Raw genomic sequence first — 16,143 nt, 5'->3', positions numbered from 1 at the left:
TCTTTTCTCCGTCGAGAGGCGAGAAGGACATGCCTCTTCGATCGTGCGCTTGTCGATTGGTCCAGGCTGTCGCGCTATGGGCGCAAGCAGCTACTACGCGGCAGGCTGAAGAGCGACGGCCGGAGCGCGCCGGTCCAGTGCCTGCGAGGCAACGGCCACGGCGACCGCCAGCAGAGCGAGTGCCGCGCCCACCAGCGGCAGGTTGGCATAGGAAACGCCCCAGGAGAGCGCCACGCCGCCGATCCAGGCGCCGCTGGCGTTGCCGACATTGAAGGCGCCCTGGTTCAGCGTGGCGGCAAGGTTCGGTCCCTCGGAAGCGGCTTCCACGACACGGATCTGCAACGGCGGCACGACGACGAAGACGAGCATGCCCCACAGGAAGACGATGCCTATGGCGACACTGGCGATAGCGCCGAACTGCATGAAGCCGACAAACAGGACCGCCAGCAGCAGCAGCGTGCCGATGACCGTCGGCATCAGCTTCCAGTCGGCCAGCCGGCCGCCGATGATGTTGCCGATGGTCATGCCGGCGCCGAACAGCAAGAGCACCCAGGTGACCGCTGAAGTCGAGAGGCCGGACACGTCGGTGAGATAGGGTTTGATGTAGGTGAAGACGGCAAACAGGCTGGCTGAGGCGAGCGCCGCGATCAGCATGGCCAGCCACACCTGCAGCTTGCCGAGCACGCGCAATTCGCCGCGCAAGCCGTCGCCGCTTGGTTCAGTGACATCCGGCGGCACTAGCCAAGCGATCGCCGCGACCGAGATCAGCCCGATGCCGACCACCGCCAGGAAGGTGGCGCGCCAGCCGAAGGCTTCGCCAAGCGCCGTTCCGGCGGGAACGCCGAGGATGTTAGCCAGCGTCAGGCCGGCGAACATCAGCGCGATGGCGCTGGCACGCTTGTTGCGGGGCACCAGGCTGGCGGCGACGACCGAACCGATGCCGAAGAAGGCGCCGTGGCCGAAGGCGGTGAAGACGCGCGCGCCCATCAGCATCCAGTAATTGGGCGCGATGGCGCAGAGCAGGTTGCCGACGACGAACAGTGCGGCCAGTCCGACCAGCACCGGCTTGCGCGGCAGATGCGCGGTGGCCATCGCCACGATTGGCGCGCCGAAGACCACGCCCAGCGCATAGCCCGTGACCAGCAGCCCGGCCGCGGGAATGGTCACGCTAAGGTCGGCGGCGACCTCCGGCAGCAGACCCATGATGACGAATTCGGTGGTGCCGATGCAGAAGGACGCAATGGCAAGCGCAAGGATCGGCAAAGGCATGGGAGGTCCAGGCTGAATCGGTTCAAATGGAAACTGCGCGAGCGCCCCATGGCGCACAAGCGCCATTGCCGCAATGCAGCAATGCAGAAAGCGGAGAGCAAAGAGGCACTGGCAGCGGTGCTTGTGCCGTGCCCTGCCGGGCTAGACGACCCTGACCGAACCCGCCCGAGCGGCCGAACCGACCGGCTGAGCCGGAGTTCAGACCAGCGGCTTCAACTCCTGGGCGATGGTAGGCAGCAGTTCCGAGACATTGGGGTGGATGTGCATGGCGCGCGCCAGCGTGTCCACAGGTGCCTTGGCGTACATCAGGTCAAGCACGCAATGCACGGCTTCATCGCCGCCGGGGCCAAGCACGCAGCAGCCGAGGATTTCCCTTGTGTCGGCGTCGACGAGGATCTTCATGAAGCCTTGCGTCTCGCCTTTCTCGACGGCGCGGCCGACGCGGGTCATCGGTCGCTGGCCGACCAGCGCGCGGCGTCCCGACTTCTTCACTGACGCCTCGGTCATGCCGCAGCGGCCGAGCGGCGGGTCGATGTAGAGAGCGTAGGCCTCGATGCGGTCGCTGACCTTGCGCGGATCATTGTCGAGCAAATTGGCCGCGACGATCTCGTAATCGTTGTAGGACGTGTGGGTGAAGGCGCCCTTGCCATTGCAGTCGCCCATCGCCCAGATGCCGGGCACGCTGGTGCGCAACTGGTCGTCGACGGTGATGAAGCCGCGTTTGTCGACTTCGATGCCGGCCTTGTCGAGGCCGAGATCGTCGGTATTGGGCGTTCGCCCCAGAGCCAGGAGCACATGCGAGCCGACGGCCGGCGGCTTGCCGGCGGAGAAGGCAACGGCAATATCCTCGCCCTGCCTAGCAAAGCTTATGGCGTCGGCGCCGAGATGGACCGCGATGCCTTCGTTTTCGAGGATCGACAGGATGGCGTCGGACACATCCTCGTCTTCGCGGCCGATCAGCCGCGAGCCCTTTTCGACAATCGTGACCTCCGCGCCGAAGCGGCGGAACATCTGCGCGAATTCGAGCGAGATGTAGCTGCCGCCGACCACCACGAGGTGGCGCGGCAACACGTCGAGGTCCATCATCGAAGAGTTGGTGAGAAAGTCGATGTCGTGAATGCCGGGCAGATCCGGTACCGATGCGCGGCCGCCGGTGTTGAGAAAGATCTTGCCGGCGGTCAGGAGATCATCGCCGACGCGCACCATGTTGGCGGATTCGAAACGCGCATGGCCGCGATAGAGCGTGCATTTATCCATGTCGGCGATCCAGGTTTCCAGATTGCCGCGGGCGTCGTTCGACACCTTGTCCTTGCGCGCCTTGACCTTGGCATAGTCGACGCCGACCGGGCCGGAGAGGGTCACGCCATAGTCCGCGGCGCGCCGCGCCAGATGCGCGGCATAGGCGCTGGCGACCATGGTCTTGGTCGGCATGCAGCCGGTGTTGACGCAGGTGCCGCCGACCAGCTTGCGCTCGATCAGCGCCACGCTCGTGCCGGCCGCGGTCAGCCGGCCGGCCAGCGAAGGGCCGGCCTGGCCGGCACCGATGACGATGGCATCGAAGGTTTTCGCCGTCATGCCACCGCCGCCACGATCAAGAGGCCGCCAACGATCGCGACCGCGTCCTCGATGAAGGCCGCGGGCTGGTCCTTGCCGAAGGCGGCCGCCAGCCGGCCGCGCGCCTCCGCGCCGCCGAGCGTGCCGATAACGGCCCCTATGGCGCCGGCGATCAGGCAGACGATGGTGGCGCCGCCAGTGGCGCCGATCACGGCGCCGCTGAAGGCACCGAGCAGGATGCGGGCGCCGAATTGCTGCGGCACCTTGCGGCTCGGCGTCGACGGCAACTGATCGGTGACCAGCTCGACGATGGCCAGGATAGTGAAAATGCCGACAGCGGCCCAGTGGCTCATGAAGCTTGCCCAGGTGCCGGCAACCGGCAGCCAGCCGAGCCAGGCGCCCCAGGCGACGGCGGCCGGCGCGGTCATGGCGCGCAGGCCGGCAATGACCCCGATCAGAAGTGCAAGAATGTAAAGCATGTTGATCCCCCTCGATCCCGGGCCGGGACAGCCCTGAAAAGGCAGGCTACCATAGGTCCGGTATTTGGCCAGTACTTGCATAGGCGCTCTCTTACGCCGCAACCGTGCGTGGCAATGATGACGGAGGCACCGCATGGCTGAGAGCGAACGCGCAAAAATGGCGGCGGGCGAGTGGTATACGTGCATGGATGACGAACTGGAGGCGCTGCGCGGCGTGGCTGCGGGCGCCGTATTCGAGCACAATTCGCTTGCGCCCCGTCAGCGCGGCAACATCGGGCCGACCTTGCGGGATCTGCTCGGCGGCGCGGGCGAGGGCGCCCGCATCGAGGCGCCGTTCCACTGTGCCTATGGCTTCAACGTCTTCCTCGGCGACGGCGTCTTTCTCAATGCCGGCTGCATCATTCTCGACACGGCAAGCGTGCGCATCGGCAAGGGAACGCTGCTCGGCCCCAATGTGCAGATCTATTGCGCCGAGCATCACAGGGAGGTCGCCGGGCGGCAAGCCGGACTCGAAGTCGCGCGGCCTGTCGAGATCGGCGCCAACGCCTGGATCGGCGGCAGTGCCGTCATCCTCGGCGGCGTCAGCATCGGCGAGGGCGCCATCGTCGGCGCCGGCGCCGTGGTGACGCGCGACGTGCCCGCGAACATGACGGTGGTCGGCAATCCGGCGCGGGCGGTCAAACGCGGTTGAGTGCCCGGCGGGCGCTCAGTGCGAAAGCGCGTGCGGCGACCGGTCGCCCTGGTCGGCCCGCCTGGAAAATTCACGCCGGTATTGCGCCGGGGAGGTCCTGAGACGCGCCGAAAAATGCTGGCGTAGCGAAGCGGCGCTGCCGAAGCCGGCCTCGAAGGCCACGACGTCCATCGATTTTTCCGTCGCCTCGAGCAGACGCTGCGCCAGTTCAAGCCGTTGCTCGATCAGCCAATCGCCGAAACTGGTGCCGATCGATTTCTGGAAGCGGCGGGTGAAGGTGCGCCGGGTCAGGCCGGCGGCTTCGGCGACGCGGTCCAGGCTGTGCGCTTCGCCGAGTGTCGCACGCACGGTGTCGAGTGCTTGTGTGAACCTGTCGGTATCGGCGCTCCTCGCCAGCGGACGCTCGATGAACTGCGCCTGTCCGCCTTGCCGGTGCGGGGAGAGCACGATCTGCCGCGCGAGCCGCAGTGCTGCCTCGGCGCCGTAGCGGGCGCGAACGATATGGAGGCAGCAGTCGAGCCCGGCCGCGACGCCGGCCGACGTCACCACGTCGCCATTGTCGACATAGAGCACCTCGGCATCCACCGCGATGTCGGGATGAAGCTTCTGAAGCCGCTCGGCATAGGCCCAATGCGTGGCCGCACGCCGACCGCCAAGCAGTCCGGCAGCAGCGACTGCGAATGTTCCCAGGCAAAGGCCGACGATCAGGGCACCATTGCGGTGGGCCCGCCGCAATGCTTGGCTCAGCGGTTCCGGCAGCGGATCTTCGAGATCCCGCCAGCTCGGCACGATGACGATGTCGGCGCCATCGAGGCCCTCTAGCCCATGGGGCGCGGCGACGCTCAGCCCGGCCTCGGTGTGGACGGGCCCGGCCTCGATCGCGCAGATGCGGAAGTCGAAGCGCGGCAGGCCGAACGATGTGCGATCCTCGCCGAACACCAGGCAAGGGACGGAGAGATGGAACGGGCTGATGCCGTCGAAGGCGAGGACGGCGACGATCGGGTGGGTCATGTCTGTGCCAGGGATTTCTGCGCGGGTTATGGCGGATTGTCCCAATTCTTTCGAATGATGTCAATCGGGCCACTTTCGTCCGATGGTGGCGGACCTATGCTCGGGCATCACATCAAGCCTCAAAGGAATGCATCATGTCCGAACCAGCCAGCAAGACGCCGCGCCGCGCGCTCGTCGTCGTGGACGTCCAGAATGACTATGACGGCGGCAATCTCGCCATCCAGCATCCGCCGTTCCGCGACAGCGTCGTCAACGTGGCGCGCGCCATGGACGCGGCAGCCGCGGCCGGCATCAAGGTGGTGGTCGTCAAGCAGATGGCGCCGGAGACGTCACCAATCTTCGCCAAGGGCAGCCATGGCGCGGAATTGCATCCCGAGATATCGAGGCGGCCACGCGACCACTATGTCGAGAAGACGCTGCCTTCCGCCTTCACCGGCACCGATCTCGAAGAGTGGCTGCGCGCCAACGCTGTCGATACGATCGTGGTGGTCGGCTACATGACGCATAATTGCGACCTGTCGACCATCATCCATGCCGTGCATATGGGCTTTGCCGTCGAGTTCCTGTCCGACGCGACCGGCTCGGTGCCTTACGCCAACAGCGCCGGCTATGCCTCGGCCGAGGAGATCCACCGCGTGGTGACAATCATCCTGCAGTCGCGCTTCGCCGCCGTGCTCAAGACCGCCGAATGGATCGAGTGCCTGAAGACCGGCACCTTGCCGGAACGCGATACGATCTTCGGCTCCAACCAGCGGGCGCTGTCGCGCAACGCTGCGTAGGAATTTCCGGAAACAGAAAGGGCGCCGCATCGCTGCGGCGCCCTTAGCACTTTTTGGAATTGAGGATTTCTAGAACAGGCCTTCGATCTGGCCGGCTTCGTTGAGGAAGATCTTTTCCGACGACGGCGCCCTGGGCAGGCCGGGCATGGTCATGACCTCGCCGCAGATGATGACGACGAAACCCGCGCCCGCCGAAAGCCTGACCTCGCGCACCGGTACGGTGTGGCCGGTCGGCGCGCCGCGCAGGTTCGGGTCGGTCGAGAAGGAATACTGCGTCTTGGCCATGCAGACCGGCAAGTGGCCGTAGCCGGCCTGCTCCCAGGCGTGCAACTGGTCGCGCACCGACTTGTCGGCGATCGCTTCCGAGCCGCGATAGATGCGCTGGACAATGGTGTTGATCTTCTCGAACAGCGGCATGGCGTCGGGATAGAGCGGCGCGAACTGCGAGGCACCGGATTCGGCCAGCGCCACCACTTTCTTGGCGAGATCCTCGATGCCGGCCGAGCCGTTGGCCCAGTGCTTGCACAGGATCGCCTCTTCGCCCATCGAGGCGACATAATCCTTCATCGCCTGGATTTCGCCATCCGTGTCGGAGTAGAAGTGGTTGATGGCAACTACCGCCGGCACGCCGAACTGCCTGATGTTCTCGATGTGGCGGCCAAGATTGGCGCAGCCCTTCTTCACCGCCTCGATGTTTTCCTTGCCGAGGTCTTCCTTCTTGACGCCGCCATTCATTTTCATGGCGCGTACGGTGGCGACGATGACCGCCGCCGCCGGCTTCAGCCCGGCCTTGCGGCACTTGATGTCGAAGAATTTTTCCGCGCCGAGGTCGGCGCCGAAGCCGGCTTCCGTCACGACGTAGTCGGCAAGCTTGAGCGCCGTCGTGGTGGCGACCACCGAGTTGCAGCCATGCGCGATGTTGGCGAACGGGCCGCCATGCACGAAGGCCGGATTGTTCTCCAGCGTCTGCACCAGATTCGGCTGCATGGCGTCCTTGAGCAGCACGGCCATGGCGCCGTCGGCCTTGAGGTCACGGGCATAGACAGGCGACTTGTCGCGGCGATAGGCGACGATGATGTCGCCCAGGCGCTTCTCCAGGTCCTTCAGGTCGGTGGCGAGGCACAGGATGGCCATGACCTCCGAAGCGACGGTGATGTCGAACCCGGCCTCGCGCGGATAGCCGTTGGCGACGCCGCCGAGCGAGCAGATGATCTCGCGCAGCGCCCGGTCGTTCATGTCCATGACGCGGCGCCAGGCAACGCGGCGGGTGTCGATGCCGAGCTCATTGCCCCAATAGATGTGGTTGTCGATCAACGCCGACAGGAGGTTGTGCGCCGTGGTGATGGCATGAAAGTCGCCGGTGAAATGGAGGTTCATATCCTCCATCGGCACGACCTGCGCGTAGCCGCCGCCGGCCGCACCGCCCTTGACGCCGAAATTCGGACCGAGCGAGGCTTCGCGGATGCAGATGATCGCTTTCTTGCCGATGCGGTTCAGGCCGTCGCCGAGGCCGACGGTGGTGGTCGTCTTGCCTTCGCCGGCCGGGGTCGGGTTGATGGCGGTGACCAGGATCAGCTTGCCGTCCTTGTTGCCCTTCACCGATTTGATGAATTCGGCGGAGACCTTCGCCTTGTCATGGCCATAGGGCAAAAGGTGTTCGGTCGGGATGCCGATCTTGGCGCCGATCTCCTGGATCTGTTTTTTCTTCGCACCGCGGGCGATCTCGATGTCGGACTTCACTTCTGCCATGACGGCTTTCCTCTGGATTGGACGGTGGAGGGGACGGGTTGATCACTGGTGCATGTTCGATACGCCGCGCGGGCAAGGGCATGTTCTAGCCCTCTCGCTGCCGTGGCGTCAACTTTCATGCAACTATGTTTCCTATGAAGAAAATTCCTCTGCGGCGGGCCGACCTGCCTCCGGTTCTTTCTGGCTCCGCTTGCCGCGCCGTATAGAAGCCAGAGCGGGGACGCGTCCGCCGTCTCAAAACAGCCGCGCAATGCACGGAATGCGACAGACACGGCGGCGCAAATCCGCCATCGCCGGCCTAAAGCGCATCGCGCTTCAGGCATTTGTTTCCATGCATATCGTTCTTCCCAGGCCGGACCACTTTTGGGTGACATGCATTGGGCCGACCGGCCCTACTGCGTCAGCACGTTGCTGATTTCGACCATGTTGGAACGCACCCTGAGCACATAGAAACCCATGGTCGTCAGATGCGTGGGCAGCAGCCAGCCGTCCTCGCGGCCATTGGCGATGATGAAGGGCTGGATGCGCAGCGCCGAGACGAACTGCGCGTCCATCGTATCCCACAGGCTCTGCAGGTGCTTTTCCTTGATGACGTCCTCGAAGTCGGCCTGCGCGCCCTTCATCAGTCCGTAATAGGCGTAGAGCTGGCCATAGGCGAACCAGTAGCGGTCGTCGGCGCGGAAATCGAACCAGCCATTGTTATGGTTTTCGGCACGTTCCTTGAGGATGGCCGAGGTCGAGCCGATATCGCTGGCGATACGGTCGATATATTGCTTCAGATTGTCGGCACGGGCATCAAAGGTGGCCTGGCAGGTGGCGAGGCGGGCGTTGAAGGAGCGCAGCTTGCGCACGGCGTCGCGATAATAGCTCGGGGTCGGCGTCTTCGGGCCGAACGGGCTTACACCGAAATACCAGGTGTACTCGTCGAACTGCAGATTGCCGCGCGCATCCTGCAGGTCGGCGTCGATCTGCGATGTCGTGCGCACACGGCCGAGATTGTCGGCGAGCTCGGTCGCGGTGCGGCGCACCGCCTGGTTGATGCCGCGCTGGAACGAGGCCTTGTTGTCCATCCACGGCGTGTTGTCCCAGCTGATGCCGAACAGGCCGAGCTTGTAGAGGATCATCGACGAGATCCAGGCATTCTGGTTAACGTTGAAGTCGGTCAAATCGGCGGCAATCTGGGCGATGCCGGAGTTGCCGCAGGTCCTGGCAGTGTCGGCACCGGCACCGGCGGCTACCTGTTCGCCCGCCGAGATATTGCGCTTCTCGAACGTGTAGGTGTCGGGATAGCTCGGGTTGAAATTGTTCCACCACTGTGTGGCGTAGAAGAAATTGGCATAGAGGCCGAGCAGCACGAGCAAGGCGAGGCCGAGCACGGCCTTGAGGATCCAACCGCGCTGCGTATACCAGCGCCCGGCCCAGATGAACGGCCACAAGATGACGCCGATCAGAAGCCCGATGCCGCGGCCGATCCATTGGAAAATCCTGACGAAGAAGTTCACGATCGGATCGAGCATGGCTGTGTCACCCCTCAAGGCATAATGTCAAAAAGTTGCGGACCTTTTGGATAACATCATGCGCCAAAACAACCAGTTAGAACGAAATGACGGCCGGTTTCGTTCTAGTCAGTCAGGCCGTAGAGGCGCGTACGGAACGCCACCTTGTCCTTCAGATATGTGGTTTTCAGAATGTCCACAACATGCGATCGCCAAGCGTCGCTGAAGTCCTCATAGTCCTTGTAGAAGCCCTGTTTGTTGAAGACGTAGCGCGAGACGAAGTCCGACGGCACGAAATCCGAGATCAGCCGGTTGGTCAGCCAGGCGTCGGGATGGTCGGGCTTGGCGCGGACCACCAGGAAGCGCTGCTGCGGGAACACATCCTCGATCTTGAGATGGCCGAGCTGGGCAATCTCGCGCTTGGCGGCATTGAGGAAGGGGAAGTTGCCGTCCTTGGCGATCACGTCGGCATGGCTCTGGATCCAGGTCTGCAGCCAGACCTTGTCGACATCGGTCAGATTGCGATCCGGCTCGGCGTCGCGGATCAGCGCACGCACCACCATCTCGGCGCGGTGCTCGAGATAGCCCGAGGCTTCGATCCAGGAGGCGCGCGGCAGTTCGATGCGGCCGGTGGCGGCGAGAAACTTGAACACCTTGTCGGCGTCCTTGATCGAGAGATAGCTTACCTGCCACGGCCGCGAGCGGCGGAAACCGGGGGCCGCCGGATCGCTGATGACGGTCGTCATGTCGGGGTCGACGAACACGTAAAGCCCGCCAAAATGACTGGTCCAGTAGGCGTTGTGGCGGAAGATTACCTGGTCGGGCACCAGCGCGTTCTCGCGGATGTCGCCGCAGATCTTGGCCAGTTCCACCATGCGGGTGAGCATGGCGTTGTCGCGCCAGGCGTCAGGCTCCTGTTTCAGGCGATCGACGAGCTTGCCGAGCTCGGCGGCCTTGCCCAGCACATCCTCGGCCGACAGCACCTTGAACTCGACCTGGTTGATCGACAGCAGATCCTCGATGTCGTTGACCTTGGGAATGGAATCCTCGATCTCGCCGTAGATGACGTCCTTGATGGTCAGCGCGTCTATGGCGCGCTGGTTCCTGGACATGAACTCGAACATCAGCTGCGAGGTGTTGGAGAAGGCGGTGTGCACCACCGGCAGATCGATCTGCGACGGCGTCAGGATGATGAAGCGGCGGTTGACCTCATTGGGATCGAGGTAGCCGTAGTCGCCGCATTCCTCCGCCACTTCCGGCGAAAAACCGGTGCGGTCGATCTGGAAGCTCTTCAGCTTGGTGGGCTCGAGGCCAAAGGCGGCAAGCGCCTTGTTGTAGCGCTCGATGAGATGCGGCTCGTCGACGACGAGCAGCCGGCCGTAAATGAGCTCGTTGTCGCGCAGGAGATCGGGTTTGCGGGCGTTCATGTCGAAGAGCCCAAGAGGCTTTGCTTGGTAAGGCGAAGCGCCAACGCTGACGCCCCCCTCTCCCCGTCCTTCACGGGGAGAGGGTAAGGGTGAGGGGCGGCGCTGACGGTCAAGGACATGTCTCCCCATAGCCTTTGGCGGCGATAAATCGAAGATTGTTCGTCTCGATATGGCGATCGAGGCGCCGTTCGATAGCCGCCAATATGGTCTCGAGCACCGCGTCTCGTTCCTTTAATACTTCCGCGTTCCAAAAGCGGAGTACAGACCAATCATTTGAAACCATGAATTGGTCACGGACCCGATCATATTTGTTGTCAGCGTGTTGACTGCCGTCCACTTCGACAACCAGCTGGCATTCTCTGCAGGCAAAATCAGCAAAGTAGCTGCCTATCGGAAACTGTCGCACGAATTTGTACCCGTTCAGTCTGCGGTCGCGCAATTCCATCCAAAGCGCATCTTCGGCGTCATTGTCCGACTGACGCAATCGTCTTGCTCGCTTCGTCGTCTCGATTAATGGTCCACGCATGCGCTGCCCCTCACCCTTACCCTCTCCCCGTGAAGGACGGGGAGAGGGGGGCGTCAGCGTTAGCGCCAAACCTTTCAGCACCTGCTGGCTTCGAAGGAAGCTCAAGCATTCCACAGCCCCTTTTTCTTCATCTCCTCCATCTCACGCGCTGCCCGTTCGCGCAGCCGCGCGTCACGCAGTAGCTTTTCCACGGCGGAGTCGTCGGACTTGTCGGAGTAGCGGAACTCGCTGTCGGCGTAGCGGTTGATCTCCTGCATGACCATGTCCATCGAGAACGGGCCGCGCAGTTGCTCGATCATCACTTTCTTCTCGTCATAGCTCTTGTGCATGAAAACCTCTGGTTTTTCGAACCAGTCGTCGGGAAGCTCGATGTCCATGGCGCGCATCTTGATGGCGTCGGTGACGTTCTTGATGGCGCGGCCGGTGAAGCGCGGCTCGGCCTGCTTGATCAGGTGCAGATAGGTGCCGATGTCGGCCATGGTCTTGGGCGCGCCATTCTCCTTCATGTAGCGCTCATGGACCCGGATCAGCCCGTCCTCCTGCGGCTTCTTGTGCTCCTCATAGGCTTCGGCCACGGCGCGCTGGATCTCCTGCGCGGCGTAGAGTTCGTGGTCGCCGAGCGGGATCTTGTGGTTCTTGCCGGCGAGCAGCACGAAAATGTCGATGTAATCGTCACGGGTCTGCGGCCCGTCGACCAGCCAGCGGGCGCCGGCGCGCTGGCGCAGCGCATCGTCGACATTTTCGGGATAGTTGGAGAACATGCCGAACGAGCAGTTGCCGCGCACCACTGTGGCGGCACCGGCGAAGGCGTCCATCAGCACGCCGGTGATCTCCTGCTGGCCGGCCGAGGCGCGGTCGTCGGAACGGCGCGCCGCCACCTGGTCGATGTCGTCGATGGTGCCGAAGCCGATGACGCGCGGGTTCAACACATTGTTGATGAACTGGCGGCAGTTCTGGCCGGACTTGCCCTGATAGGACGAGATCTGGTCGACGCCGAAGTTCTCGTAGGCGAAGGGATATCCGGCGACCTGGCAGTAACCATTGACGAGACCGGCAATCATCTGGATCAGCGTCGTCTTGCCGGTGCCCGGCGCGCCGTCGCCGATGAAGGTGAACAGGAAGCCGCCGAGCTCGACGAACGGGTTCAGCTCGCGCCCGAAATCATAGGCCATCAACATCTTGGCGAGCTTGACCGACTGATATTTGGCGATGTGGTTGCCGACGACCTCTTCCGGCTTCTTGAAGGTCATCACCAGCGGCTTGGAACGCTTGCCCGGCGCGACGTCGAAGCCGTCGAGCGTGAAATCGTCGGCATCGATGCGGATATGCGCGTTCTCGAACGGGCCGATGCCGTCGAAGCGGCCTTTTCGTGCCAGGAGGCCGTCGATGGCGACACGGGCGAAGGCGCGCGCCCTGGTCATCAGGTCGGCATCGTCGGATGCACCCGAAATCGCCCCGTCTAGGCCGGCCAGGATCGACTTCACCGCGTCCTGCGGCGTGTGGAAGAGGAAATCCGGCTCGGGAATGTCGTTGGGCGCCTCGCCGTCGCTGTCGATGAGCTGGAACAGATAGGAGGACAGGCTGAAGGCGGCAATGTAAGCCGAGGCCGACAGAAGCTTCTTGAACGTGGCGGCCTCGTCGCCTTCGAGCGGAGCGCGGGTGTTCCTGGCCTGCAGGCTTTCGAGATCGGAGCCTTCGGCGAAAACATCCGATATGGCGAGCGCGAGCGCCGTGCCGCGCCGGGCGCGAAACAAAAGTGTGTGCTGCGGGATGGTCAGCAACTGGTCGTCGGGGTGAACGGCGCCGACGGTCTTCGCCAGCTCGACCTCGCGCGTGCGGCGCACCGAACCGACAGAGACGGTGGAGACGAAGCGGCGATTGGTGCCGGCAAGCGCGGTGCCGGAGGAGCTGGACGGGTCTTCCAGCACGACGATGCGGGTGATGAAGCTCTGCGCGGTGGCGCGGTGCTTCTCGATCGCCGCTTCCGGGATGGTGGTCAGGCCGGTATCCATGAAGGTTGCTCCGTGGTGTGACGGTCAGACGTCCGAGATGACCTGCCCATTCGACAGGATGTGAACCTTGTAGCCGGAAAAGATCTTCTGCGCTTCGCCGGCGGCATAGAGCGCCTGGTAGGCCTCGTGCGGGATCAATGCGTGGTTCTCATAGCTCGACACGCCCTGGCGCGCGGCCTCGAGGTCGTCGGTGTTGATGAAGAACTCCTGCGTCGTCTTCTCGCTCGAAAACAGCCCCCTGCGGCCGGGTTTTTCGCCCTTGGAGTAGACCTCCTGGATGGTCCAGGTCAGCAGCCAGGCGTTCTCCGGCTTGCGCACCTTGGCCAGAACCTCGGTCACCGTAGAATTGTTGTCGGTGATCCCGGCCGAATAGAAGGGGCCAAGCACCACGCGGCGCAACTGCTTGGGGTGGAGCGGTTCGAAATCCTTGTCGAGGTTGACCGCGATCGTTGCCGGCGACAGCGTATAGGCCGAGTTCTTTTCGGTGAAATCGTCGAAGCGATGGGCAAGCTCGGGATTGAGCAGGCCATCGACTGGCAATGGAATGTCGATCTGGTCGTTGAGCTTGCCATTGCGGTCGACGAGCTGGCGGATCATGTCTTCGGAGGAATCTTCCACCGTCACCATGTAGACCAGCGGCAGGTTGGCGCTGCCGTCGAAGGTCGCCCAATGGACCAGGTAGTAGGGCCGCGCCGTCTTCGGATTGACGGAAACCTTGGCCGTCTGCGCCAGGGTGAAGGGGCCGAAGGTCTGCTCGCTCTTGACGTCCTCGAGATAAAGCCTCTCGGCCATCGACTTCTGCAGCGCTTGGGGGAATTCCTTGTGGCGCAGGATGAAGTCGGCCATCTCCTCGCGCAATTCGTCGGCCAGCGGGATGTTGGCGAGCCGCGTGTCAGCCTGGCGGCGGTCATTTTCGAGCTCAAGCAGGTTCTGGAACACCGGGAATCCGCTTTCGGCGCGCGAAATGCGGAACGTGTCCATGAAGCCCAGCCGGTTGCGCCAGCAGGAGAACGACTTGTCGAGCCGGGCGATGTATTCGGCGACGATCTTGGCGACGATGCCGTGCCGGTAGAGCGGCGAGCGATCGTCGCGCATGAACACTTCCAGCCCGCTGAGCGCTGCCGTGATTGCCGAGAAATACCGCGCCGCCGCGTCGTTTTCGGAGGTCATGCTATTGGCCATGGCATTGTCGCACCGGTGCGGGCGGCAATTACGACTGCACGTAATTGGCCGAATTGTGCTTCTTCAGCACTTCGTCGAAACGGCGGGCGAAGGCGTCGTCGGCCAGCTTCTTGCGGCGCTGGATGTCGGCGGTGGCCACCATGTTCTTCTCGTGCATCTCGAGCAGGTCGCCAATGTGCTTCTGCGAGGCGGCACCAATGCCGGCCATGGTCTCCTCGGCGGTGTTGTCGACCTGGCTGCCCAGCGTGTTGATCTTGTGGGCGACGTCCTGCTGAGCCGCGGTTTTCAGCGAATCCTCCAGCGCCTTGTAGAGAACGATGCGCTGCTCGGTGTCGATGGTCAGCTTGTTGATCAGGGTCGACTGTGCGGCGATCTGGTTGTTGAGCGAATCGACGAAGGTCTGGAACATCGAGGTGTAGCGCTCCAGCGTCTGGCTCTCGGCCAGCAACTCCTGTTCCTTGGCCTGCTTCTCATTGTATTCCGTGGCGAGCTTGGAACGTTCGCCTTCGAGCTGCGTGCGTTCCTTCTGGCTGGTGGAGGCCGCGATCTTGTTTTCGATGTCGAGCAGCATCGGATTGAGCTCCTCGATGCGCTTCTGCACGGTTTCCAGGTTGGACATGGTGGCCTTGCGGCGCTCGATAACCTGCGACAGGCTGGTCTCGGAGGTCTTGTAGCGCTGGTCGAGGACTTCTTTCTGCGCCTTCAATATGCCGACGATGGTGTCGGACTTGGCCAGCAATTCCTGCAGGTTGCCCGCCAGTGACATGTTGCGGACGCGGTCGGTGCGCAGACGCTGCTTGCGCTGGCTGGAGAAGATGCCGATGAAGTTTTCCCAGCCGGTGTAGTTCTTCATGCTCTCGAACTCGGCGCCGAAAACGTTGGTGGCGTCCTCCAGCCCGATGATCAGGTCGGCAATATTGCCTTCCATCACCTTCTGTTGCTTCAGCACGTCTTCGATGCGGGCGTTCTCGATATCGAAATTGGCGTCGCCGATCTTCTTGTCGGCGGTGGCAAGTTTGTCGAGCACGGCGCCGGACTGGTCTATCTTGGTGCGCATGTCCTGGACGACCTGCTTGGTCCTGGCAATTTCGGCATCGAAATTCTGCAATGTCGCCATAAGGGCCTCCCGCTCCGGCATCAGGTCGCTGATTGCGAACAGCGGCGAATATATGTGGGGCTTCAGGGGATTGAAAGACGTGAAGACAGGGGCGCTTCGAAAACAAAAACCTTGCCCACGCCCTTGAAACGCAATCGATCCGCGATCATGGCGAAAGGATCGTTTGGAATACGCGTGGTTCAACTGTCATTGAACTTCAACGTCGGCGGATGTCGGCCAGGCATTCAGTCCCCCCGCTGCCACGAATGCCTGAAATCCGACGGAGCATTGAGCGCGGTGAGGACGGTGGCAGCTCGGCGTCCATCGCGGGGACGGAATAATCCTGGCTCAGGGCTTGGGATCGGCCTTCAGATAAGCGATGACATTGGCGATGTCCTCGTCGTTGTTCAGGCCGGCAAAGGCCATCTTGTTACCGGGCACTTTTTGCCGCGGCGCCTTCAGATACTCGGCGAGGTTGGCCTCGTCCCAGACGAGACCGGCGGCGCCTGCACTCTTCATCGCTTCGGAGTAATGGCCGAGGAAGCTCTCGGCACTGCCGGCGGCGCGGCCGACGACACCCATCAGATGCGGGCCGACCTTGTCGCGGTCGCTCGCTGCTTCATGGCAGGCCATGCATCGGTTGAAGACCCTCTTGCCCAGTGCCGGATCGCCGCCGGCATGGGCGGCAAGGACGCCGGCAAGCAGAAAGGCTGCGGCAGACGAAGCGGCTCGAAACATGGCTATCCCCGACGAGTTCTGGCTGGAACGAGAGGACGCAGAATAGGACCGGGGCCTTAACAAACGCTGCATCGTGGCGGGATCGCGAAAGCCGATCGATGGCGGCAAGTGTGGCGGCCGTGATGCCACAGCCC

Annotated in this window: 14 protein-coding genes; 2 read left to right on the top strand and 12 right to left on the bottom strand. The window is 63.1% G+C overall.

Going from position 1 to position 16,143, the window contains the following annotated elements; all coding sequences use genetic code 11:
- Positions 1-93: 93 nt before the first annotated feature.
- From FJ428_RS07665 to FJ428_RS07655, 3 genes are all read right to left on the bottom strand, one after another.
- On the bottom strand, positions 94-1,269 hold the full coding sequence (locus FJ428_RS07665) for an MFS transporter (protein WP_140879190.1): 1,176 nt from the start codon (positions 1,267-1,269) through the stop codon (positions 94-96).
- Between the two features lie 198 nt (positions 1,270-1,467).
- Positions 1,468-2,844: an FAD-containing oxidoreductase gene (locus tag FJ428_RS07660; RefSeq protein ID WP_140582183.1), complete on the bottom strand. Its 1,377-nt coding sequence runs from the start codon at positions 2,842-2,844 to the stop codon at positions 1,468-1,470.
- Entirely contained in the window at positions 2,841-3,302 is a 462-nt protein-coding gene (locus FJ428_RS07655) for a DUF4126 domain-containing protein (RefSeq protein WP_140516958.1), read from the bottom strand. The genes FJ428_RS07660 and FJ428_RS07655 overlap by 4 nt, the downstream gene beginning before the upstream one ends.
- 133 nt (positions 3,303-3,435) lie before the next feature.
- Between FJ428_RS07655 and FJ428_RS07650 the strand changes: the two genes are divergently transcribed.
- Positions 3,436-3,993, top strand: a complete 558-nt coding sequence (locus FJ428_RS07650; RefSeq protein ID WP_140582180.1) for a sugar O-acetyltransferase — start codon at positions 3,436-3,438, stop codon at positions 3,991-3,993.
- A 15-nt stretch (positions 3,994-4,008) separates the two neighbouring features.
- Here FJ428_RS07650 and FJ428_RS07645 read toward each other — a convergent pair whose 3' ends face one another.
- Positions 4,009-5,004, bottom strand: coding sequence for a helix-turn-helix domain-containing protein (locus FJ428_RS07645; protein ID WP_140879188.1), 996 nt, complete (start codon positions 5,002-5,004; stop codon positions 4,009-4,011).
- Positions 5,005-5,138: 134 nt separating this feature from the next.
- Between FJ428_RS07645 and FJ428_RS07640 the strand changes: the two genes are divergently transcribed.
- Positions 5,139-5,783 carry a cysteine hydrolase family protein gene (locus FJ428_RS07640; RefSeq protein WP_140496070.1) on the top strand — a complete coding sequence of 215 codons (645 nt, stop codon included), beginning with the start codon at positions 5,139-5,141 and terminating at the stop codon, positions 5,781-5,783.
- Positions 5,784-5,852: 69 nt separating this feature from the next.
- Here FJ428_RS07640 and FJ428_RS07635 read toward each other — a convergent pair whose 3' ends face one another.
- The 8 genes from FJ428_RS07635 to FJ428_RS07600 all read right to left on the bottom strand — a co-directional run bounded on the left by FJ428_RS07635 (position 5,853) and on the right by FJ428_RS07600 (position 16,009).
- Positions 5,853-7,532, bottom strand: coding sequence for a formate--tetrahydrofolate ligase (locus FJ428_RS07635; protein ID WP_140496069.1), 1,680 nt, complete (start codon positions 7,530-7,532; stop codon positions 5,853-5,855).
- A gap of 392 nt (positions 7,533-7,924) precedes the next feature.
- Complete coding sequence (locus tag FJ428_RS07630; RefSeq protein ID WP_140666048.1) at positions 7,925-9,049, bottom strand: DUF2333 family protein; 1,125 nt, start codon at positions 9,047-9,049, stop codon at positions 7,925-7,927.
- A gap of 104 nt (positions 9,050-9,153) precedes the next feature.
- Entirely contained in the window at positions 9,154-10,455 is a 1,302-nt protein-coding gene (locus FJ428_RS07625) for a DUF6638 family protein (RefSeq protein WP_140879186.1), read from the bottom strand.
- A gap of 109 nt (positions 10,456-10,564) precedes the next feature.
- Entirely contained in the window at positions 10,565-10,981 is a 417-nt protein-coding gene (locus FJ428_RS07620) for an endonuclease domain-containing protein (RefSeq protein WP_140879185.1), read from the bottom strand.
- 101 nt (positions 10,982-11,082) lie between these two features.
- The gene (locus tag FJ428_RS07615) at positions 11,083-12,993 is read right to left on the bottom strand and encodes an ATP-binding protein (RefSeq protein ID WP_140879183.1); all 1,911 of its coding nucleotides are present in this window, start codon (positions 12,991-12,993) and stop codon (positions 11,083-11,085) included.
- A 24-nt stretch (positions 12,994-13,017) separates the two neighbouring features.
- Positions 13,018-14,163, bottom strand: a complete 1,146-nt coding sequence (locus FJ428_RS07610; protein ID WP_140496065.1) for a hypothetical protein — start codon at positions 14,161-14,163, stop codon at positions 13,018-13,020.
- 40 nt (positions 14,164-14,203) lie between these two features.
- Positions 14,204-15,292, bottom strand: a complete 1,089-nt coding sequence (locus FJ428_RS07605; protein ID WP_140496064.1) for a hypothetical protein — start codon at positions 15,290-15,292, stop codon at positions 14,204-14,206.
- A 327-nt stretch (positions 15,293-15,619) separates the two neighbouring features.
- The gene (locus FJ428_RS07600; protein WP_140496063.1) at positions 15,620-16,009 is read right to left on the bottom strand and encodes a cytochrome c family protein; all 390 of its coding nucleotides are present in this window, start codon (positions 16,007-16,009) and stop codon (positions 15,620-15,622) included.
- Between the last annotated feature and the right edge of the window lie 134 nt (positions 16,010-16,143).

The organism is Mesorhizobium sp. B2-8-1 (assembly GCF_006440955.1).
Classification (GTDB): domain Bacteria; phylum Pseudomonadota; class Alphaproteobacteria; order Rhizobiales; family Rhizobiaceae; genus Mesorhizobium.
Note: the sequence above shows the minus strand (reverse complement) of the source record. Positions and strands in the feature narration are given on the sequence as shown.